The organism is Sarcina ventriculi (assembly GCF_900456775.1).
Lineage (GTDB): Bacteria > Bacillota > Clostridia > Clostridiales > Clostridiaceae > Sarcina > Sarcina ventriculi.
In genome coordinates this window covers 176,149-195,071 of record NZ_UAUL01000010.1, presented here as the reverse complement: position 1 = coordinate 195,071, position 18,923 = coordinate 176,149, and the positions used below count along the sequence as shown (strand labels likewise).

16 protein-coding genes and 2 pseudogenes are annotated in these 18,923 nt (G+C 25.7%); 5 read left to right on the top strand and 13 right to left on the bottom strand.

What is annotated here, in order from left to right; translation table 11 throughout:
* Nucleotides 1-15: 15 nt before the first annotated feature.
* Together DR020_RS12520 and DR020_RS12685 are read left to right on the top strand one after the other, a co-directional pair.
* Nucleotides 16-309, top strand: a pseudogene (locus DR020_RS12520) (SH3 domain-containing protein); the annotation flags it as partial.
* A 93-nt stretch (nucleotides 310-402) separates the two neighbouring features.
* Nucleotides 403-699, top strand: a pseudogene (locus DR020_RS12685) (3D domain-containing protein); the annotation flags it as partial.
* A gap of 164 nt (nucleotides 700-863) precedes the next feature.
* Here DR020_RS12685 and DR020_RS10245 read toward each other — a convergent pair.
* The 5 genes from DR020_RS10245 to DR020_RS10225 form a co-directional block, all read right to left on the bottom strand.
* Nucleotides 864-1,328 (bottom strand): DUF6803 family protein, encoded by a 465-nt coding sequence (locus DR020_RS10245; RefSeq protein ID WP_112365879.1) that lies wholly within the window; start codon nucleotides 1,326-1,328, stop codon nucleotides 864-866.
* Between the two features lie 304 nt (nucleotides 1,329-1,632).
* Nucleotides 1,633-1,989, bottom strand: a complete 357-nt coding sequence (gene rplT / locus DR020_RS10240) for a 50S ribosomal protein L20 (protein ID WP_055256895.1) — start codon at nucleotides 1,987-1,989, stop codon at nucleotides 1,633-1,635.
* 26 nt (nucleotides 1,990-2,015) lie between these two features.
* Nucleotides 2,016-2,213, bottom strand: coding sequence for a 50S ribosomal protein L35 (rpmI, locus tag DR020_RS10235; RefSeq protein ID WP_055256897.1), 198 nt, complete (start codon nucleotides 2,211-2,213; stop codon nucleotides 2,016-2,018).
* A gap of 20 nt (nucleotides 2,214-2,233) precedes the next feature.
* Nucleotides 2,234-2,755: a translation initiation factor IF-3 gene (infC, locus tag DR020_RS10230; protein ID WP_055256898.1), complete on the bottom strand. Its 522-nt coding sequence runs from the start codon at nucleotides 2,753-2,755 to the stop codon at nucleotides 2,234-2,236.
* A 252-nt stretch (nucleotides 2,756-3,007) separates the two neighbouring features.
* Nucleotides 3,008-4,393, bottom strand: coding sequence for a SulP family inorganic anion transporter (locus DR020_RS10225; protein WP_058992496.1), 1,386 nt, complete (start codon nucleotides 4,391-4,393; stop codon nucleotides 3,008-3,010).
* A gap of 295 nt (nucleotides 4,394-4,688) precedes the next feature.
* Here DR020_RS10225 and DR020_RS10220 point away from each other — a divergent pair, with 295 nt between their 5' ends.
* The 3 genes from DR020_RS10220 (at nucleotide 4,689) to DR020_RS10210 (ending at nucleotide 8,547) form a co-directional block, all read left to right on the top strand.
* Nucleotides 4,689-5,597 (top strand): TetR/AcrR family transcriptional regulator, encoded by a 909-nt coding sequence (locus DR020_RS10220; RefSeq protein ID WP_112365878.1) that lies wholly within the window; start codon nucleotides 4,689-4,691, stop codon nucleotides 5,595-5,597.
* Nucleotides 5,597-7,012, top strand: coding sequence for an MDR family MFS transporter (locus tag DR020_RS10215; RefSeq protein ID WP_112365877.1), 1,416 nt, complete (start codon nucleotides 5,597-5,599; stop codon nucleotides 7,010-7,012). The genes DR020_RS10220 and DR020_RS10215 overlap by 1 nt, the downstream gene beginning before the upstream one ends.
* A gap of 176 nt (nucleotides 7,013-7,188) precedes the next feature.
* On the top strand, nucleotides 7,189-8,547 hold the full coding sequence (locus DR020_RS10210) for a [Fe-Fe] hydrogenase large subunit C-terminal domain-containing protein (protein ID WP_112365876.1): 1,359 nt from the start codon (nucleotides 7,189-7,191) through the stop codon (nucleotides 8,545-8,547).
* A gap of 47 nt (nucleotides 8,548-8,594) precedes the next feature.
* Here DR020_RS10210 and DR020_RS10205 read toward each other — a convergent pair whose 3' ends face one another.
* The 8 genes from DR020_RS10205 to moaA form a co-directional block, all read right to left on the bottom strand.
* Nucleotides 8,595-11,159 (bottom strand): hypothetical protein, encoded by a 2,565-nt coding sequence (locus tag DR020_RS10205; RefSeq protein WP_112365875.1) that lies wholly within the window; start codon nucleotides 11,157-11,159, stop codon nucleotides 8,595-8,597.
* Between the two features lie 26 nt (nucleotides 11,160-11,185).
* Complete coding sequence (locus tag DR020_RS10200) at nucleotides 11,186-12,307, bottom strand: hypothetical protein (RefSeq protein ID WP_112365874.1); 1,122 nt, start codon at nucleotides 12,305-12,307, stop codon at nucleotides 11,186-11,188.
* A gap of 16 nt (nucleotides 12,308-12,323) precedes the next feature.
* On the bottom strand, nucleotides 12,324-14,030 hold the full coding sequence (locus tag DR020_RS10195; RefSeq protein ID WP_112365873.1) for a hypothetical protein: 1,707 nt from the start codon (nucleotides 14,028-14,030) through the stop codon (nucleotides 12,324-12,326).
* Nucleotides 14,031-14,041: 11 nt separating this feature from the next.
* On the bottom strand, nucleotides 14,042-14,749 hold the full coding sequence (locus tag DR020_RS10190) for an OmpA family protein (RefSeq protein ID WP_055256911.1): 708 nt from the start codon (nucleotides 14,747-14,749) through the stop codon (nucleotides 14,042-14,044).
* Between the two features lie 20 nt (nucleotides 14,750-14,769).
* On the bottom strand, nucleotides 14,770-16,224 hold the full coding sequence (locus DR020_RS10185; protein WP_112365872.1) for a hypothetical protein: 1,455 nt from the start codon (nucleotides 16,222-16,224) through the stop codon (nucleotides 14,770-14,772).
* A 204-nt stretch (nucleotides 16,225-16,428) separates the two neighbouring features.
* Entirely contained in the window at nucleotides 16,429-17,256 is an 828-nt protein-coding gene (locus tag DR020_RS10180) for a Cof-type HAD-IIB family hydrolase (RefSeq protein ID WP_112365871.1), read from the bottom strand.
* 230 nt (nucleotides 17,257-17,486) lie between these two features.
* Nucleotides 17,487-17,921: an MOSC domain-containing protein gene (locus tag DR020_RS10175; protein ID WP_055256917.1), complete on the bottom strand. Its 435-nt coding sequence runs from the start codon at nucleotides 17,919-17,921 to the stop codon at nucleotides 17,487-17,489.
* A 14-nt stretch (nucleotides 17,922-17,935) separates the two neighbouring features.
* On the bottom strand, nucleotides 17,936-18,892 hold the full coding sequence (moaA, locus tag DR020_RS10170) for a GTP 3',8-cyclase MoaA (RefSeq protein ID WP_055256919.1): 957 nt from the start codon (nucleotides 18,890-18,892) through the stop codon (nucleotides 17,936-17,938).
* Between the last annotated feature and the right edge of the window lie 31 nt (nucleotides 18,893-18,923).

Below are 18,923 nucleotides of genomic sequence, written 5' to 3'. Positions count from 1 at the left end.
TATTTGCCATTATTTATGATTAAGAAGAATTTGATAAAAACAATGATAGCTATAAGTTTAATTACGGGTGTATGTGCAGGTAATACAATACCATCTTTTGCAGCTACTCTACCAAACTCACAAACTTCTACTAGTTCTTATTCTGCAGGTAAGGTTTACGATGTTAATACTTATCTAAATGTTAGAAGCGGAGCAGGAAAATCTTATAGTGTTATTGGAAAGCTTTCAAACAACCAAGAAGTAACTATCATAGGTGAGAATGGAAATTGGTATAAAATTAACTATAACGGCTCAATTGGATATGTTAGTAAAGATTATATAACTTCAGCTAATAATTCTAATGGTAATTTAAATACAATAACTACTACAACTACTAGCACTACTAGTACAACTAGTAACCAAAGTTATTTAAAAACACTAACAATGAACGCCACAGCTTATTGTGAAACTGGTAGTAAAACTGCAACTGGCGTTTGGCCAACAAGAAATTCTAACGGGGTAAGTACTGTTGCCGTAGATCCAAATGTTATACCTCTTGGAACTAAGCTTTATATTGAAGGATACGGATATGCTATAGCTGCCGATACTGGTGGAGCTATTAAAGGTAATAAAATTGATTTATATATGAATAGTAATTCTGAATGTATAAACTTTGGTAGACAAAACGTTACAGTTCATATAGTTTCATATCCTAGTTAATGGTAAAATAATAATTTTAAATCAACTTAATAAAATTTAATATATAAAAAAAAAGACAGGTAATAAATGCTTGTCTTTTTTTATGTCTAATTAATTAAAACCTAAAAAATGTCATGATTTTTTAACTTTTATGTACAATAATTTAAACTTTATTTATATAAATTTTATGCAACCTTTGGACTTATCATACCAAATATCATAGCAAGATGAGATACAATTAAATACCCAGAAAGAAGGTAAAAACGTATTTTTAATTTTTGTTCAAATGTCTTATGTCTACATATTGCTTTAATTTCCATTAATGCAACAGGAAGAAGGAACACTATTCCTCCAACATATGATATCATTGCAACTATATCCACCCAACCATGCCATGTTCCGGTTTGTGCAACAGGCAGCACTATTGTGCAAAAAACATAGATAGATATTACAGAAAAATAAAAGCCACCTAAAATACCTGTAATTTTATTTACCGTTCTTACACGTGATTTTTCAATCTTGTTAAAAATTACTAAAAGTTCTGTAATTGTAAGAGTTTCTGCAAAAATTATTGGTATAGCCATGAATAATATTACTCCCCATGGCTCCCATTTAGACATCATAATCATATAATGAGTCATACTAGTCATAAAAAATTCCTCCTAATACTTTATCTTTTGTTTTAATCAACCACCCCTCCCATAGGGGGTGTTACACATTTATTATATATCTTTATTAAATTTTGTCAATCTATATTAATAAAATTTATATAATTATTCTTTTATTGCTTATTTTTCAGTAAATCTATTAAAATGTTAACGTTTTTAATCTTATTTTGAAATATTTTATGCTAAAACAACTTGAATTTATTTATAATATTTATTTAAACTCATTTATTATATTTAAAAATAAAAAATCATGAGCCTAAAACTCATGATTTATATGTTTATATTATTAAGCTAATTTTGATTTAGCTATTTCCACTAAATCAGTAAAAGCTTTCGCATCATGTATAGCTATTTCTGATAACATTTTTCTATTAACATCAACACCTGCTAATTTTAAGCCATGCATGAATTTTGAATATGAAAGACCGTTCATTCTTGTAGCAGCATTTATTCTTGCTATCCAAAGTCTTCTATAATCTCTTTTCTTTAATCTTCTTCCAACATAAGCATTTCTTAATGCTCTTATTACTGATTCATTAGCAGTTTTAAATAACTTACTCTTTCCTCCGTAATATCCTTTTGCAAGTTTTAATACTTTTTTATGATTTTTACGACTGTTTACAGCTCTTTTAACTCTTGCCATGTTTCAATTCTCCTCCTAGGTTTATATTATAGATATGGTAATAATTTTTTCATAGTTTTTTCTTGAGTAACTGAAACATATCCAGCTTTTCTTAAGTTTCTTTTTCTTTTTTGGCTCTTTTTAGTTAATATATGGCTTTTAAAAGCTTTAGCTCTTTTAAGCTTTCCTGAACCAGTTTTCTTAAATCTTTTTGCTGCACCTCTATGAGTTTTCATTTTTGGCATTATAAAATTCTCCTCTCAAGTTACGCCTTTTTAGGACCTATTATCATGTACATGTTTCTACCTTCTTGTTTTGCAGGTTTTTCAACCACACAAACATCCTCTAGTTTTGAAACAAAATTTTCAAGTATTTTTAATCCCATATGACCTAATTGTGCTTCTCTACCTTTAAATCTTACAGTTATTTTAACCTTATCTCCATCTAATAGGAACTTTCTAGCGTTTTTAGCTTTAATTGCAATATCATTTTCCTCAATAGTAAGACTGCATCTTATTTCTTTTAACACAGTTACTTTTTGATTTTTCTTAGCTTCTTTTTCTTTTTTAGATTGCTCGTATATATATTTACCTAAGTTCATAATTTTACAAACTGGTGGTTTAGCAGTTGGAGATATCATAACTAAATCTAGTTCATTCTCATCTGCTATTTTTTGAGCCTCTCTTGTTGCCATTATTCCTAATTGACTTCCATCATTAGCAATAACTCTAACTTCTTTTTCTCTTATCTTTTCGTTGATTATAAATTCTTTTTTTATACTTTCCACCTCCAAAGTTATAATAGTTATAATAAATCACCTTAAATTAAGCATCATATCTTAATTTAAGTCGAAGCTTAGTAGTTTCCTCCAATATAATTACCTTAACTAGCTTATTTTGCTGTAAGGTGGGAATTACTTTCCACTTCACCTACATTATTTTAACATCAAACATCAATTTTATCAAACAATAATTTATTATACTTTATGAAAATAACATTATTGTTTAATATATATCTACCTATAATATATATTGCTATTTTAATTTTGTTCTTCTTTAATTATTATATTTTTAAATTTATTTTTTATTTCATACATAGTTTCTTTAGCTACATTATCCATAAGCTTTAATTTGGTAATATCTAAAACTATTGATTTTTGTAAATCATCCTCATCAAAAGAATCTAAAAACTTTTTAGATGTAGCAAAAAAAAGATATCCAGATATTTTATATAAAACTTCCTTTTCATTTTCTATTTTTTCTATATCTATCTTAGCTACCCTATACACAAAAACTAGTGCATTTATTATTACACCTAAAATTACTCCAATAGCTAAATTTTGAGTTATAAGAACTGTTATCACTGTAATTATCATAACAATGGTATCTATAATAGGTGTTTTATGTATTTTTTTTACTGATTCTATACTAAATGTTGTTATAGATATCATTATCATAACTGAAACCAATGCAGCTATCGGTATTTTAGATACATAACTACTAAATACTGATACCAAAATCATAAGACTTACTCCAGCAAAAAGAGTTGAAAGCCTTGTTTTTGCACCAGATTTACTATTTATAGTCGATTGTCCTATAAGCGCACATCCTGCCATTCCACTAAAAAATCCTGTAACCACATTTCCAATTCCCTGTGCCATAGCTTCCTTATTTTTATTGCTTTTATCTCCAATTATTTCATCAAGAGATTGAGCTGTAAGTAAACTTTCCACACTCCCTACAATAGCTAAAGAAAAAGCGTAAGGTATAACTATTGATAATGTCTTAAAATTTATAGAAATTTTAGGAATGATAAAAGAAGGTAAAGTAGCACTTATATTACCTAATGTCCCTAAATTAGGAACATTTATATGGAATATAACAACTATAAACGTAACAACAATTATAGCCATTAAATTTTGAGGTATTTTTTTGGTTATTAAAGGGAAAAGATATATGACTGCAAGTCCTATTAAAACCAATATGTACATTATATATGATTGACCTTTAAAAAAATGAAGCTGATCTACAAAAAGCATTATTCCTAAAGAATTTACAAAACCATACATTACTGATTTTGGTACAAATCTTAAAAGATTTCCTATTTTAAAAATACCAAATAATATTTGTATGATTCCTGTAGCTATAGTCACTAAACCTATATATTCGACTCCATATTTCTTAGCAACTACAACCAAAACTAATGCCATGGAACCTGCTGCGGCTGATATCATAGCTTTTCTAGCACCACAAAAAGCTAATACTATTGACATACAAAATGTTGTATAAAAAGCTACCATTGGACTTAAACCTACCATAATTGCAAATCCTGCTGTTTCTGGTATCATTGAAAGCCCTACCACAAAACTTGACAGTAAATCAACTCTTATATTAGAAAACCAATCTCTCTTTATAGTTTCTAACAAATAATCACATCCTTTCAATTTAGAGTTCATATTAATAAGTTATTTTCATTACTTATATTTTACTATTAATAATTTTTATATATTTTAAATTTAGAATATCATATTTTAATATCTATTAAAATTAATTTAATCCCAATTTTTCTAAAATATAATTAAAAATTAATATTCTTTAAAAATAATTTTTACTTTTCTTTACATTGACTTCTAAATTTATAAGCAATATAATTAAATTAATAAAACTAATGAGTTTTCTTTAAAACTTATAAGTTTTGTTAATTACTAAGGAGATTTACATATGGTAGCATTTAGTGAAAAGAAAAAACATATTTTAGATGCTTCACTTCATCTATTTTCATTAAATGGATATAATGAAACATCTATGCAAGATATAGCAAGCTATTGTAATATATCTAAAGCAACTATTTATAAGTTTTTTAAATCAAAAGAAGAACTTTTAGCTTATATTATTAAGTATTTGCATGAAGAAACAATAAATATATTAAATGAAATAAATTCGAATAATTCTTTAAATGCTAAAGAAAAATTTGAAAAAAAAGTATTTCTTTTATTTACTTCTTTTATCAATAAAAAAGATTTTGCAATGAGCTTAATAGAAAGTGATAAATCTTTTAAAAATACTATAGTTGAAGATGCTTTTGATAATGGTAAAAAATTATTTTATGGTTGGCTTAAAAATTCTATCTATGAATATTTTGGTGATAGCGTTAACCCGATTATTTTAGATTTAACGTGTGTCTTAAATGGAATTCTTAGAGAGTTTTTTACAGCATCAATGTTTGATAAATTAATAATTGATGACTTTAATGAACTTAGTATATTTATAGTAAATGTTATAATTTCTATATATGAATTTCATATTAATGAAAAACCTATTATCAAAGAAAATTGCTTGAAATTTTTATCAACCAACAATAAATTTAAAAGAGATGAAAATATATTATTTGATAAATGGAATAATTTTATTTTAAAATCAAAAAATATAATCCATCTTCACGATTTAGATAATAAAGAAGATATTTTAAATAGCTTAGAACTTTTAGATAAAGAATTTAATAAAAAAGAAAATTCTAGAAATTTTTTAATTAATGCTCTTTTTCTTTATTTAGGAAATGTTGAACTTTTAAGCTCTGAAATAAATATTTTACAAATAATTTGGACAAAATTAAATAGGAGGAATTTTTAATGGAAGGAAATTCAATGAGTATACAACTTAAAAGAAATAGATGGGTTGTAATATCAATTCTTTTACTAGGATCAATAATAGCCTTTTTAAACGAAACAGCATTAACTACAGCACTAGCAACAATAATGCGTGACTTACATATAAGTGCAGATAAAGGACAATGGCTAACGACATCCTTTATGCTAGTATCTGGAATAATGATACCTATGACAGCATTTTTAATAGATAGGTTTTCAACTAGACAGCTTTTCTTTATAGCAATGGGTTGCTTTACTATAGGAACTATAGTAGGAGCCTTTTCTATAAACTTCAATATGCTTTTATTAGCTAGGGTAATTCAAGCAATTGGTGCAGGAATTATGATGCCACTTACACAAGTTGTTCTTTTATATGTATTTGAACCTGAAGAGAGAGGTTCTGCTATGGGTATTTTAGGAATAGTAATTTCATTTGCCCCAGCTATAGGGCCAACATTAGCAGGTTGGATAGTAGCTCACTATGCATGGAGAGATATTTTCTTTTTATCTTTACCAATAGCTATTCTAGACTTAATACTTGCAATTTTTATTCTTGAAAATGTTAAAGGTGCTCAAAAGGCTAAACTTGATATAATATCAGCTATAACATCCGCTATTGGATTTGGTGGTCTTTTATATGGATTTGGTAATATTGGAACTTATAGCATTACTAATATGCAAGTTTATGTGCCTTTATTAATAGGAGCTATAGCACTTATATACTTCACTATAAAACAATTAAAAGCAGATGTGCCATTTTTAAATTTATCAGTATTAAAAAATAAGACATTTACTTTAACAACTATAATAGTTCTTATTGTGTTTATAGGATTTATAGCTAGTGAAACTATCTTACCTTTATATATTCAAGAAGCTAGAGGATATTCTGCTTTTGATTCAGGGCTTACTCTTATGCCTGGTGCTATAATAATTGCTATAATGAGTCCTATCACAGGTAAATTATTTGATAAATATGGTGGTAGAGGATTAACACTAATTGGTTTAATCTGTACAACAGCTGGAACATTTGCTCTTGCAACTTTAACTTCAACTACACCATTATACTTTGTAACTATAATGTACACTTTAAGATTATTTGGTATAGGTATGTTTATGATGCCGCTTACAACTATGAGTTTAAATGTATTAAAGAAAAGTATGTACTCTCATGGTGCTGCAGTGAGTAATACTTTAAGACAAATAATATCATCAATAGGAACAGCTGTTTTAGTTGCTGTTATGACATTCTCTGCAAGTCATAGTGGTATTAAAAACCCTATAAATGCAACAATTCATGGTATGAATACATCATTCTTTATTGCAGGTATCTTTACTTTAATAGCTTTAATTATAGCTTTCTTTGTTGTTAAGAAAAACTATACTATAGAACATGAATAAAATAAATTACTCTAGATATATTATCTAGAGTAATTTATTTTTTATAGTTATTTCTATTAATTTCTTTTATTTAAAAATATTAACATAATAAATTTCCTATAATTAAAAAAACAGTATAATAATTATTGTTTTGTTGCATATTAAAAATAAGATTAAAAATATGAGAGGATTAAATTATGAATAGTAAATATAGCGATTTATTAAATACCCTAATAAAGGCTTATTATAATGATACTTTTGATAAAACTTTAGATAATCTTATAACTTGTCATGAAAAATCTCCACAAGAAACTTTCGAGATAATAACATCTCTTTGTGGTGTTACGGTGCCATTTGATAATAATTATAAGTACAACTTAAAAAAAGCTATAACAAGATATACAGCCAATAAAAAAATTGTAGAAAAACTAAAAAGTAAATGCTCTGATGATTGTTTAACTGACAAAAATGGTAAATTTCAATGTCAAATTTGTTGCCCTTTTGATGCAATTTTTTATGATAATAATGAAAAAATAACAAAAATTAATGACTCACTTTGTGAAAGTTGCGGAAAATGTATTGATGCTTGTAAAGATGGTAAATATCTTGATAAAGTTGAAATACTTCCAATTATTGATCTTTTAAAAAACAATAAAACTGTTGTTGCATGCGTAGCTCCTGCAATTATCGGGCAATTTGGTCCTACTGTAACATTAGATATGTTAAGAGAGGCCTTTATAAAAATCGGTTTTACAGATATGGTTGAAGTTGCTTTTGCAGCTGATATTTTAACTATAAAAGAAGCTTTTGAATTTAATAAGCATGTAAATGATCCTAAACATGACTTAATGATAACATCATGTTGTTGTCCTATATGGGTTGGAATGCTAAAGAAAGTTTATCATGATTTAGTTAAAGATTTATCTCCATCTGTTTCTCCTATGATAGCAGCTGCTAGAATAATAAAAAATATCAATAAGGATGCAAAAATCGTTTTTATTGGTCCATGCATTGCTAAAAAAGCTGAAGCTAAAGAAAAAGACTTGATAGGTGATGTCGATTTCGTACTAACTTTTGAAGAATTAAATACAATATTTAAATCTTTAGACATTCATCCAGAAAATTTAAATGGAATTCCATCTAAAGATTATGTATCTAGAGGTGGTAGGCTCTATGCACGAACTGGTGGTGTTTCCAAGGCTATTTCAGATGTTATTGAAGAAGTATATCCAAAAAAATTTAAATTTTTAAAAACTGCCCAAGTTCACGGAATTAAAGATTGTAAAAAAATTCTGCAAGATGCTTTAGAAGGTAAATTGGATGCAAACTTTTTAGAAGGTATGGGTTGTGTTGGAGGATGTGTTGGAGGTCCTAAAGCTTTAATTCCAGCAAACCAAGGTAAAGTCTTTGTAGATAATTGTGCTTTTGATTCTGCTATAAAGATGCCTCTTCATAGCGATACGACCGAAAAAATACTTGAATCACTAGGTATTAATTCTATTGATGATTTCAACAATCCACAAAAAGGAGAAATTCTTCATAGAGAATTTAAATAATTAATAAAAATAAATCGTATTAAATTATTTAATACGATTTATTTTTATTAGCTATTATATCTTTCTATGGAATTCTTAACTCTATCCAAATCTTCTTTATTAAAGAAATTTAATTTTTCCAAATCATTTATTATCTCATACTTACTCATACCAGTAAGCCAAACAGCATTTATAAACATCTCTTCTATAGCATAGTTATCAACATAAAGATGCAACATATTTCTCTCTTTTAAGAGATTTAAAACTTCTTCATACATTTTTCTAAAATCTCCACGAACTAAAGCACTTCTTGAGTGATTAAAACATTCTAACATATAGTTTAAATACCCTTGCTTATTATAGACTCCTTCTGTCCACGCTAAAAGTCTAGCTTTAGCAAGAACCATTGTGTTTTTGCTCTCTATAACCTCTTCTATAACCTCTGCTTGCTTTTCTTTAGGCAAATCATGAAAATTTAAAAGCATTCTTCTTAAACTTATCTCTTTTAATTCTTTTGATAAATCCTCAACTACATTATTTAAACTTTGACTTAATTTCCCTAAGTTATCAATTAATTCATTTTCAAATATTTCTTTATTTGTTAAGTTTTTTACCCTTTGTATAGAATCTTCTTCATCTTTAGATACACTTCTTTTGTCTATAAATGATTTTATAAGTATCTTTATTTTATTAGTTATATCAATTTTCTGATTTTCTGTATTATCTACATATTTTATATTTTCAAAGTTTTTAGGAAGAATTACACCTTCATTTAATATAAGATATTCTTCATCATATCCTTCTAAACCTACATTCATATTCAATAAACTATCTAAAAATGTAGTAAATTTTCTAAATTCTAAAAGTAAATTCCTAAGATCTCCCTCTAAAAAATTTGTAACATTACTTTGTTGATTTAACACATAACAATTTCTATCTATTTCTCTAAAATCTATTTCCATATCATAAAAATATCTTAGAAAAACATTGCCAACATCATAATTTTTAAATATAACAGCATCTACCATATCTTTTACATTAAATATATTTATAAGTTTACCTAATCTACATATAGTACCTTCTCTAAAAGATTTTACTCGATATTCGCCTAATATTTGTCTATCATCTGTTGAGTATTTAGTATCAAAATAAAGTTCTAAACATTCTTTTATATATAATAATCTTATATCATTAGCTTTTTCTGAATCTATAAGTTTTAAACAATACTCTTTGTTCTCTAAAAAGTTCTCTTTAACTTTATTATAAACTAAATTTACAGTATGCTTATTACTATTTCCTAAGTTTATTACATATAAGAATGTTTCATCATCTTCATAGTATTTCTCTGCACTTAATTCTTTTGTAAATGTTGTTTGAATTCTTTTATCTAAAAATCCTTCTATCAAATAATTTTCATTCTGTTCACTAGGTGATAAATCAAAATTCTCCTCTCTAAACATAAGAGGTAAATCGTATCTTTTTACTAACTCTTTATAAAGCTCCTCTTTATATACATCATCTAATTTATCAAATATTTTAAATATAGTTTCATTATATACATTTTCAGCTATTGTTTCTTCTCTATTTACATACTCTATCAAAAGACTTAATTTTTCCTTATAGATATTTAGATTTGTATAATAATTTATCAAGTCTAGTAAAAGATCTGTATAATTTTCTTTTAATATTTTTTCAGTTAATATATCAAAAAGAACTTGTGTGTTTTCATCATTATAATCCTCGTGAAACATTATTTGTTCTATTGATTTTAGTATGCCTTTACTTAATTTAATAAATTCCACAAAAACTTTATTCTCATCTTCGAAACTAAAATCCTTAATATATCTAGAAGTTAAAACCTTAAATTTAGTATAATCTGATTCACTATAATATGTCATAAGAGATTTTAATATCTTAAGCCTTTGATTAAAGTCACTCAATATACCATTTTTTAATGTTGCCTTATCTAAAAGTTCTAATTCATCATCATTTAAATTCTTTCCATCAAGAAGATTTTGCAAAATTATATCTATATAATTTGATAGTATTATAATACTTTTATTTGATAGTTCTTTAATAATATTAAAATATTTTCTGTTTATTTGCTTTAAAACATTAGCATTCGCTTTATTATATAGCTTCTCTAAAATACTAACTCCAAAAGGAATTATTTCTAAATCATCTTTATAATTTTCAAAAAGATCTAATCCTTCTATATATTCATCTATCGTTATCTTTCTATTGTAAAACTCAAAAAGTTTTAATACATCCTCTTTTTTAAAGATTTCTTTTATTCTCTCTAAACCTTTATTATTAATATTTCTCACTAATATTTTCAAAGAATTTATATCATTATTTCTTAAATAAAAATCATATATTATATCTACAAGCTCCTTTTTAGATATATATTCACATTTATTAACTATTTTATTTATTATATTATCAAAATCACTTTTATCCTCTGATAAACTATAAAGTTTTAAAAAATCATCCATAAATTCTAAATCAAAATTTCCTTCATCAGATTTTAAGGATAATAGCATATAATTAACTCTAACATCATCTTTTGTAGTAAGTTTTATATATTCTAAAATTTGTTTTGAATTTCTCGTAAATATATTATTTTCATACATCTTTTTTAAATATGTTAAAATATCATCTAAATTATTGGATTCTTTTTTATTATCTCCTCACAAAGCATTGCAATTTTTAAATTAAACTCTTGCCTACTTGCACACATTTTCACAATATCTATATAAGTTTCAATATCTATGGGTTCGTCCATAAATTTAGGGGCTGATTTTACAAAACTATACAAATCATCACTAGTTTGTATTTTGCCTAATGCTTTATTAAACATTGTTTTATTTGGTTTTTCCTTAAATTCCTTAAGCAACCTATCTAAATTTGTATTTTTTATAAAAGAATATACTTCTTTCATTTCCTCAGCATTATATAATTTATCAGACTTAGATAATATCTTAATTATTTTCTCATTTACAGCCGTAAGTTTTCCCTTAGCTATTTCATCTACAATTATATAAGATAATATTCTTAGATATTTATTATAGATACTAAATTCTCCATCTTTTATTATATAGTTATTTAAATAATCATAAGCTGTACCTTTAAAATCTAAAAGCTTATCCTTATAAAATTGCCTTAAAACCTTTAAATTTTTAATGTCTAATATTAATCCATTATCTCTTGGAATAAAATAATAGTTATCTAAATTAAAGTAATAATTACTAATTTCTATTTTAGATGTTTTTTCAAAAATAAAACCTATTATTCCATTTTTAAATAAAGTTTTTTCTTTGTCTATATAAATCTTATCTAAATTGTCAAACTTAAGTTTTATAAGCTTTAATTTATTTTCATGAATATATTCTTTTTCTAAAGAATCTATTATACTACTTAAAGTACCCCCATCCATATTATAATGAATATCATCAAAAATAAGATTTTCAATATAAGTATAAATTCTTTTTTTAACAGTAAATTTTCTCTTTATATCACTTAAATATTCATATCTAAGTTCTATAGCTATTAAAAGATATGCCTCTAAAGGAAGACATGTGTTATTTTCTATAAGCGTATTTACCATTGCAAACCATCTATTATCTTCTTCATATCGTCCCCTTTGATCAAAGCTTACTAAAGGCTCTCCTATTTTTAATTTTTTAATACTTCGTTCCTTAAGATTTATATAATCGTCTGAAAAAATATCCTTGTATTCTAAGTTTTCATGTATCTTCTGAAGAAGTCTAATAATTTCCAAAACTTCTAGTCACCTCCTAGCTTCTTTTAAAGCCTTTTAACATTTGTTTTATTTTCCATATAATATTCATATCTTTTTTATTTTCATCTTTCTCCTCTTTCCTTGTTATCCTATATTTACTATCCCTTTGAAGCTCCTTTATCTTAAACTCTTCTAAACCTTCATTTTCTAAATGTTTATCATCCGCTTTTTTTATTTTAACTTGATTTTTAATATTTTCTTTATTTAAGTCATTTTCTTTTTCTTTTGTATTTTCCAAAGACTCAGACTTATCATTAAAATCAACTAATTTTTTTTCTTCTTTTTTCTTTTTTATTTGATTATAATCCACAATATTGCTTTTTTCTTCTTTTTTATTCTTAGATTTATCTAATAATTCTTTACTATATTTTATTTTATTTTCTTTAACACTTTCTACTTTTCCTGTGTATTCTAAAGAAATAGTTCTACTATCTTCTTTTTGAATATCCATTTGATTTGATGTTTCATTTAAAGATTCTTCTTTATCCTCTTTTGACACACATTTATCTTTTATCAAAGAGTCCTCTTCTTTACTTTTTTTATTAACAGATAATTCCTCTTTAATCTCTTCTATATTTTTTTCTTTAATAAAATCATTTTTAATAATATCTTTTTTTACATTTTGTTCTTTATTGGCACTAGAATCTCTATTTTTTTCCATGTTAGAATTACTAGATTGTTGTACGCTTAAATCTTCATTTTTTTCTTTTACCTTAGTTTTATTTGATACAACTATCTCCTGCACAACTTTCTCTTTATTAGCTTCCTCTTTAGCTATATTTTTCTCTTCAATATTATCAGGTTGCAAAGCTAATATTTTCTTAGAATTAAAAGTTTCTTTAAATAGTAAGTCCTTGTTTATCTCATTTATATCACAAAAAAGTGAAAAAGGATACGTTTCTATTTCCTTGCTTATTTGCTTACAATCTTCATAATTTAAAATTTGTTCTATATCACCACTTTGCTCTAAAAATGCCTTAAATCCATCTTCATTACTAAAAATACTTCTTGCAGATTTTCTATTTATTTTTACAAGCTTTAAAAAACTATCAAAATCATCTATGGATTTTGTAACATTACTAGGCAATGTAGTGTCACAAACAATAGAAAAATCTATCGTTTTAATTTCAAAATCTGTATATATTATTAAACTTTCAGTAAAATTATAAGTCACATGGTCATTAGCTGGTATATCTATATCTAACGTTACTTTTTTCTTGCTTCCCTCGTTATCAACTTGAATACTTATTATATTTTTATGACCACATTGGACTTCTTTTATATAAAAGGGAAATCTATCTAATACATCATAACTTATAGTTATTTTTTCTTTAAGTCCCTTACTTCTTTTATACTTTATAACGTTATCTGTATCTAAAGGATTTTTTTCAGATACTGGAATTTTATCAATTATTCCTGTATCTAAAAGAAGAATCGCTAAATTTATATCCGCTAAATCTCTATCTTTTAACATATAATCTTTTAATATATGTAGACTACTACTACTTAAATATCCATATCCTTGCCACTTAAAATATCTAGGCAATATCTCTCTATAAAGCTGATCATTTCCAAGAGAATAGAAATTTATTTTTCTATTCTCAAGATCTCCTATAATTTTCTTAAGATTTAAATTTATCCTCTCTTCATCAAATATCTTTAACTCTTCTTCGGTAAATAACTCATGGATTATTTCTTGCATAAATGTCACACCTATTCATCACTTTTATTATTAGCTCTTTCTATTAAAGCCTCTTCCAAATCGGTATTCTTAAATACCATCCTAACCTCAATTCTTCTATCATTTTTAGTTGCCTCTACATCATATTCATCTAATCCCCTATCTCTTTCTTCCTTTGTACTATAATTTTCAAATTCAGACATACCAGATGCCTTAAATTTTGCTCCAAATTTATTCTCTAAAATACTATCTTCTTTTACTATTTCATTTAAAAAAGCCACAGCCCTATTAGTTGATAATGTTCTACCTGTTATTGTGCTACCTGCAAAATCAGTATGACCAACTATTTCTATATATTGTATTTCATTTGCTATATCTTCTTCTAATAAAAGCTCATAAAATATTTCACTTAAAATACTAGCCATTTCTATTCCATCTTCTTTCAACATTGACACACCACTATCAAAAAAAGTCTCTGTATTTATTTCTATTTTCCCTTTTTCTCTATTAAAATTTATTATACTTTCATCAACATTATTTTTATTAAGTTTCATCTCTATCTTATCATAAAGTAACTCTCTTTTGGCAGCTATATTATCAACAAATATACTAGATACACCAATTGCTATAATCATAATAAAGAAAAATACAAGCGCAACAGTTGTCATTATATCAACAAAAGAAGGCCAATAAGATGGTATTTCTTCATATCTTCTATTTATTCTACTTCTAACTTTCATAGAAAAATATCCCCCTTAAATTATTGAACTCCTATTGCACTTTCCTTAGTTAAAGCAACCCATTCATTAGTAGCCTTAACTAACTGACCTACAATCAAGCTATTAGTATTTAATTGTTCTGTAGATTTTTTTAAATCTATTAACGATTTATCTAGCTTTTTAACTATATTATCAGCTACATTGTCCATTCCTATTTTAAAACTTTTAGAAATTCCATTTGAAATTTCTTTTTGTATGATATCTAAACTAGATGTAAAATCATTCATTCCTTCCTTAAATGTAATATAACTTGAATTTAGATTTTGTATTTGAAGATGTAAATCATTTTTATTACCTTCATATATATTCTTTAAACTATCTGTTACGTCTATTAACCTGTCATAGCTACACTCTAATATCTTATCTTGATTTTTCAATAAAGCAGATACATTTTTAAGTTCTTCACTATTTAAATCAATACCTTGGTATAAATATGATAAATTATTATCTATACGTTCTAATTTATCACAAAATTTACCTATATTTTCTTTATTTCTATACATCAAATCATCACTTATAGATATAAACTCATAAATTGATGTTTTAAACACATCTACAGGATTTTTAAAATTTTCTATCGATATGTTTAAACTATTTGTAAGTCTATCTAAATCCTTGGTATAATTTGAAAGACCTTCAACAGTTTTGGTTAAATCTAAATTATTCTTATTTATTCCTTTAACTAATTCATCTACACCATATTTAAAAAGATTTTTCATCTCATCTGTTAATGAAATCATAGATTCTCTTATAATTTTATTAAATTCACAAAACTCGCTATTAAAATTTTTAGCATAAAGTGCAAAAACCTTATTGTCTAAATAACTTTCAAAAACATCATAGAATTTTTCTTTAGAGCCCTTCATTTTTACATTAGCTAAATTTAATACCAGAGAAGATAACACGCCAAAAATGCTTGTCCAAAAAGCACTAGACATACTAGATAAAGGTGCTTCCATATTTTTAGCAAAATCAACCATGCTTTGAGTTCCCAGAGAAAGAGCTTTTGTCGTACTCATTATAGCAGTTGTAAGCCCTAGAAATGTTCCTATAAGTCCTAAAGCTATACAAGATGTTGGAATTACCATTGCTAAAGCTTCTTTACCTAAAATCTCTCTATCTAAATTTTTTTGAATAATAGCTTCTGTATTTATATTATCTGTTCCTAATTGTGCACTTTTTTTAAATTCCTCATCTATGTTTTTTAATATATCTTGTTTAAATACTTTTAACGTCAGGTTTTTGTGTTCACCTATACTCTTTTCTATTTCCAAGGCATTATTAAAACTATCTAATAAATTTTCATAACTATTCTTAGAAATGTTGCTAAATTTATACGATAAAATAGCCAATATTAATATAATAAAAATAATAATCCAACCTATTACTCCTTGTTTTATAAACGAACCTATTATGTTCCCTATTAAATTTTCCATATTTCCTCCTTATACATAAAAATAATTTATCTTATGATAATATTACCATATTTTTGATTATATGTTTTATTTTTCTATCGACATTTTTCATCATATATAAAACAAATTAACTTCATTCATTTTTATGTATAAGGAATACCTCAGAATTTATTATACAACATTACACTATATTTAAAAAGTAATGTGTATGCAATTTTAAAACTCTTATTTATTTAAGATAAACTTATTTATAGCCATTGCAACACCACTATTTTCATTACTATCAGTTATAAAATCAGCATATTTTTTTATATCATCTTCAGCATTTCCCATAACAACCGCAAGTCCTGCCTCATTTAACATAGATAAATCATTTCCACTATCTCCAATACACATTATCTCTTCTTTTTTTATATTAAGTTTTTTAGCTAACATTTGCACAGCATTTCCTTTAGTAGTTCCTTTTTCCATAATCTCTAATGCTCCATTCCAAGAATGAACTATATCTCCTGTACATGAAATTTCAATTAAATCATCTTTAGCCTCTTCAAAACTCTTGCTTGTTAGTGTTTGTATTAAAATAACTTTTAATATACTGTGCTTTTTATCTTTAAAAGCTTCTCTAAAATCAGAAACTTCATAAAGTTTTATTTTCTCTTCATTAACCCAACTATTCATAAGTCTATAGCTATCATTACTAGGAATTTTAGTTTCTGATATTATTCCTTCAAGAGTATCAAAATACGCTAAAAAATTATACTTCTTTATTAATTCATAAATTTTATTAAATAATTTTTCACTCAATGTAGACTGAAAAACTACATCTCCACTATCTCTCTCTTTTATGTAGGCACCATTAGAACAAATTACATCAACATTTATTCCTAAAAGCTTAGAATATATCTCAATAGTTGGATAAACACGCCCTGTTGATATTGCAATTCTTACTCCTTTATCTAAAGCTTCTTTTAAAGCTTTCTTATTTTCCAAACTAACCTCATGTTGTTTATTTAATAATGTCCCATCCATATCTATACATACAAGTTTATACATATACTTATCTTCCTCTCTTAAAATCAAATTAACTCTATAAGCTATATAGTAAAAACAAATTATTCTATTTTACATATATCTTCTTTAATTATAATAATTATATATTTATTAAATTTATTTTTCCATATATAGTTTTAATTAAAAAATTTATAATTTTATTATAAAAACAAATAAAGCTTACAATAATCTCCTAAGATTATTGTAAGCTTCTGCTAAAAAAACTATACATTTTAAAGAACCGTAATTTTATCTCCAACTTTTATAATTCCACCTTTTAAAACTTTAGTAAAAATACCTTCTCTTGGCATAACACAATCTCCAACTAATTGTTTTATAGCACACCCCTTATGACATTCCTTTCCTATTTGTGTCACTTCATGAAGTGTTTCTCCTATTTGCACTTTAGTGCCCACAGGTAATTCATATAAAACAATCCCCTCTGTTGTTAAATTTTCTGCAAATTTTCCTGGAGTTAAATCTTTAGCACCTGCCTTATTCATCTTTTCTATGCTCTCTAAAGCTAAAAGACTAACTTGTCTATGCCAATTTCCACTATGAGCATCACCTACAAGACCATGATTTTCTTTAAATTCACCTGATTCTATTGGATTTTTTACAACCCCTTTTGTTTCGCTTATGTTAACTGATATAACTTTACCTTCCATTATTATTCTCCTTTTTAACCGCCTATGGCCATCATATTTCGTTTTATGTAACTTCCATCTTCTAAATTATGTTCTTTTGGCTTGTCCTTTATAATATTTTTCAAAATTCCTGATATATCCATATCTTGTCTTAAATATTTCATAATATCTATCTCTTCATCAGAATGCAAACATGCCTTAATTTTCCCATCAGCTGTAAGTCTCATCCTATTGCAATTTGAGCAGAATTTGCATGATATTGGATTTATAAGCCCTACTCTTCCTTTACCATTTTTCAATTTATAATAAACAGCAGGAGATGATTTATCCGCAGATTCTATTCTTTCTAAATAACTGCATTTTTCTAAAACAGTATTATTAGACAAATATCTATTTAATGACCATTGACAAACTTGTCCAATTGGCATAAGTTCTATAAATCTTACATCTATATTCTCATCTCTTGTTAAATTTACAAAATCTTCTATTTCATCTTCATTAAATCCTTTTATTAAAACCACATTAAGTTTTATAGGTGTAAGTCCTACCTTTTTTGCTTCTTCTATACCTTCTAAAACATTCTTTATATCTCCACCTCGAGTTATATGGCTGTATTTTTTAGGATCTAATGTATCTAAACTTATATTAACTCTATTTAGTCCTGCATTTTTAAGTTCTTTTGCATATTTCTTTAGCATTGTTCCATTAGTTGTCATTGCAAAATCTTTAACTTCTTTTAAAGAACCTATTTCCCTTATAAGTTTTAATATTCCCTTTCTTACTAAAGGTTCTCCTCCAGTTATCCTTATTTTGTTAATTCCAAGCTTTACAAATTCTTTTGTTATCTTTTCTATTTCTTCTAAAGTTAAAATCTCTTCAAATTCTTTTTTTATAACACCTTTATCTGTCATACAATATCTACATCGCAAATTGCAAAGATCTGTTATGGATATTCTAAGATAATTTATGCTTCTTCCATAAGAATCTAACATATCTTTACACCTCCACTTCTAATCTTTATTT

Excerpts from the sequence above, each read along its gene's own strand:
- moaA (WP_055256919.1), bottom strand. The coding sequence starts at position 18,892 with ATGTTAGATTCTTATGGAAGAAGCATAAATTATCTTAGAATATCCATA.
- DR020_RS10210 (WP_112365876.1), top strand. The coding sequence starts at position 7,189 with ATGAATAGTAAATATAGCGATTTATTAAATACCCTAATAAAGGCTTAT.
- DR020_RS10220 (WP_112365878.1), top strand. The coding sequence starts at position 4,689 with ATGGTAGCATTTAGTGAAAAGAAAAAACATATTTTAGATGCTTCACTT.
- DR020_RS10195 (WP_112365873.1), bottom strand. The coding sequence starts at position 14,030 with ATGCAAGAAATAATCCATGAGTTATTTACCGAAGAAGAGTTAAAGATA.
- DR020_RS10180 (WP_112365871.1), bottom strand. The coding sequence starts at position 17,256 with ATGTATAAACTTGTATGTATAGATATGGATGGGACATTATTAAATAAA.
- DR020_RS10205 (WP_112365875.1), bottom strand. The coding sequence starts at position 11,159 with ATGTATGAAAATAATATATTTACGAGAAATTCAAAACAAATTTTAGAA.
- DR020_RS10175 (WP_055256917.1), bottom strand. The coding sequence starts at position 17,921 with ATGGAAGGTAAAGTTATATCAGTTAACATAAGCGAAACAAAAGGGGTT.
- DR020_RS10190 (WP_055256911.1), bottom strand. The coding sequence starts at position 14,749 with ATGAAAGTTAGAAGTAGAATAAATAGAAGATATGAAGAAATACCATCT.
- DR020_RS10215 (WP_112365877.1), top strand. The coding sequence starts at position 5,597 with ATGGAAGGAAATTCAATGAGTATACAACTTAAAAGAAATAGATGGGTT.
- DR020_RS10245 (WP_112365879.1), bottom strand. The coding sequence starts at position 1,328 with ATGACTAGTATGACTCATTATATGATTATGATGTCTAAATGGGAGCCA.
- rpmI (WP_055256897.1), bottom strand. The coding sequence starts at position 2,213 with ATGCCAAAAATGAAAACTCATAGAGGTGCAGCAAAAAGATTTAAGAAA.
- DR020_RS10185 (WP_112365872.1), bottom strand. The coding sequence starts at position 16,224 with ATGGAAAATTTAATAGGGAACATAATAGGTTCGTTTATAAAACAAGGA.
- rplT (WP_055256895.1), bottom strand. The coding sequence starts at position 1,989 with ATGGCAAGAGTTAAAAGAGCTGTAAACAGTCGTAAAAATCATAAAAAA.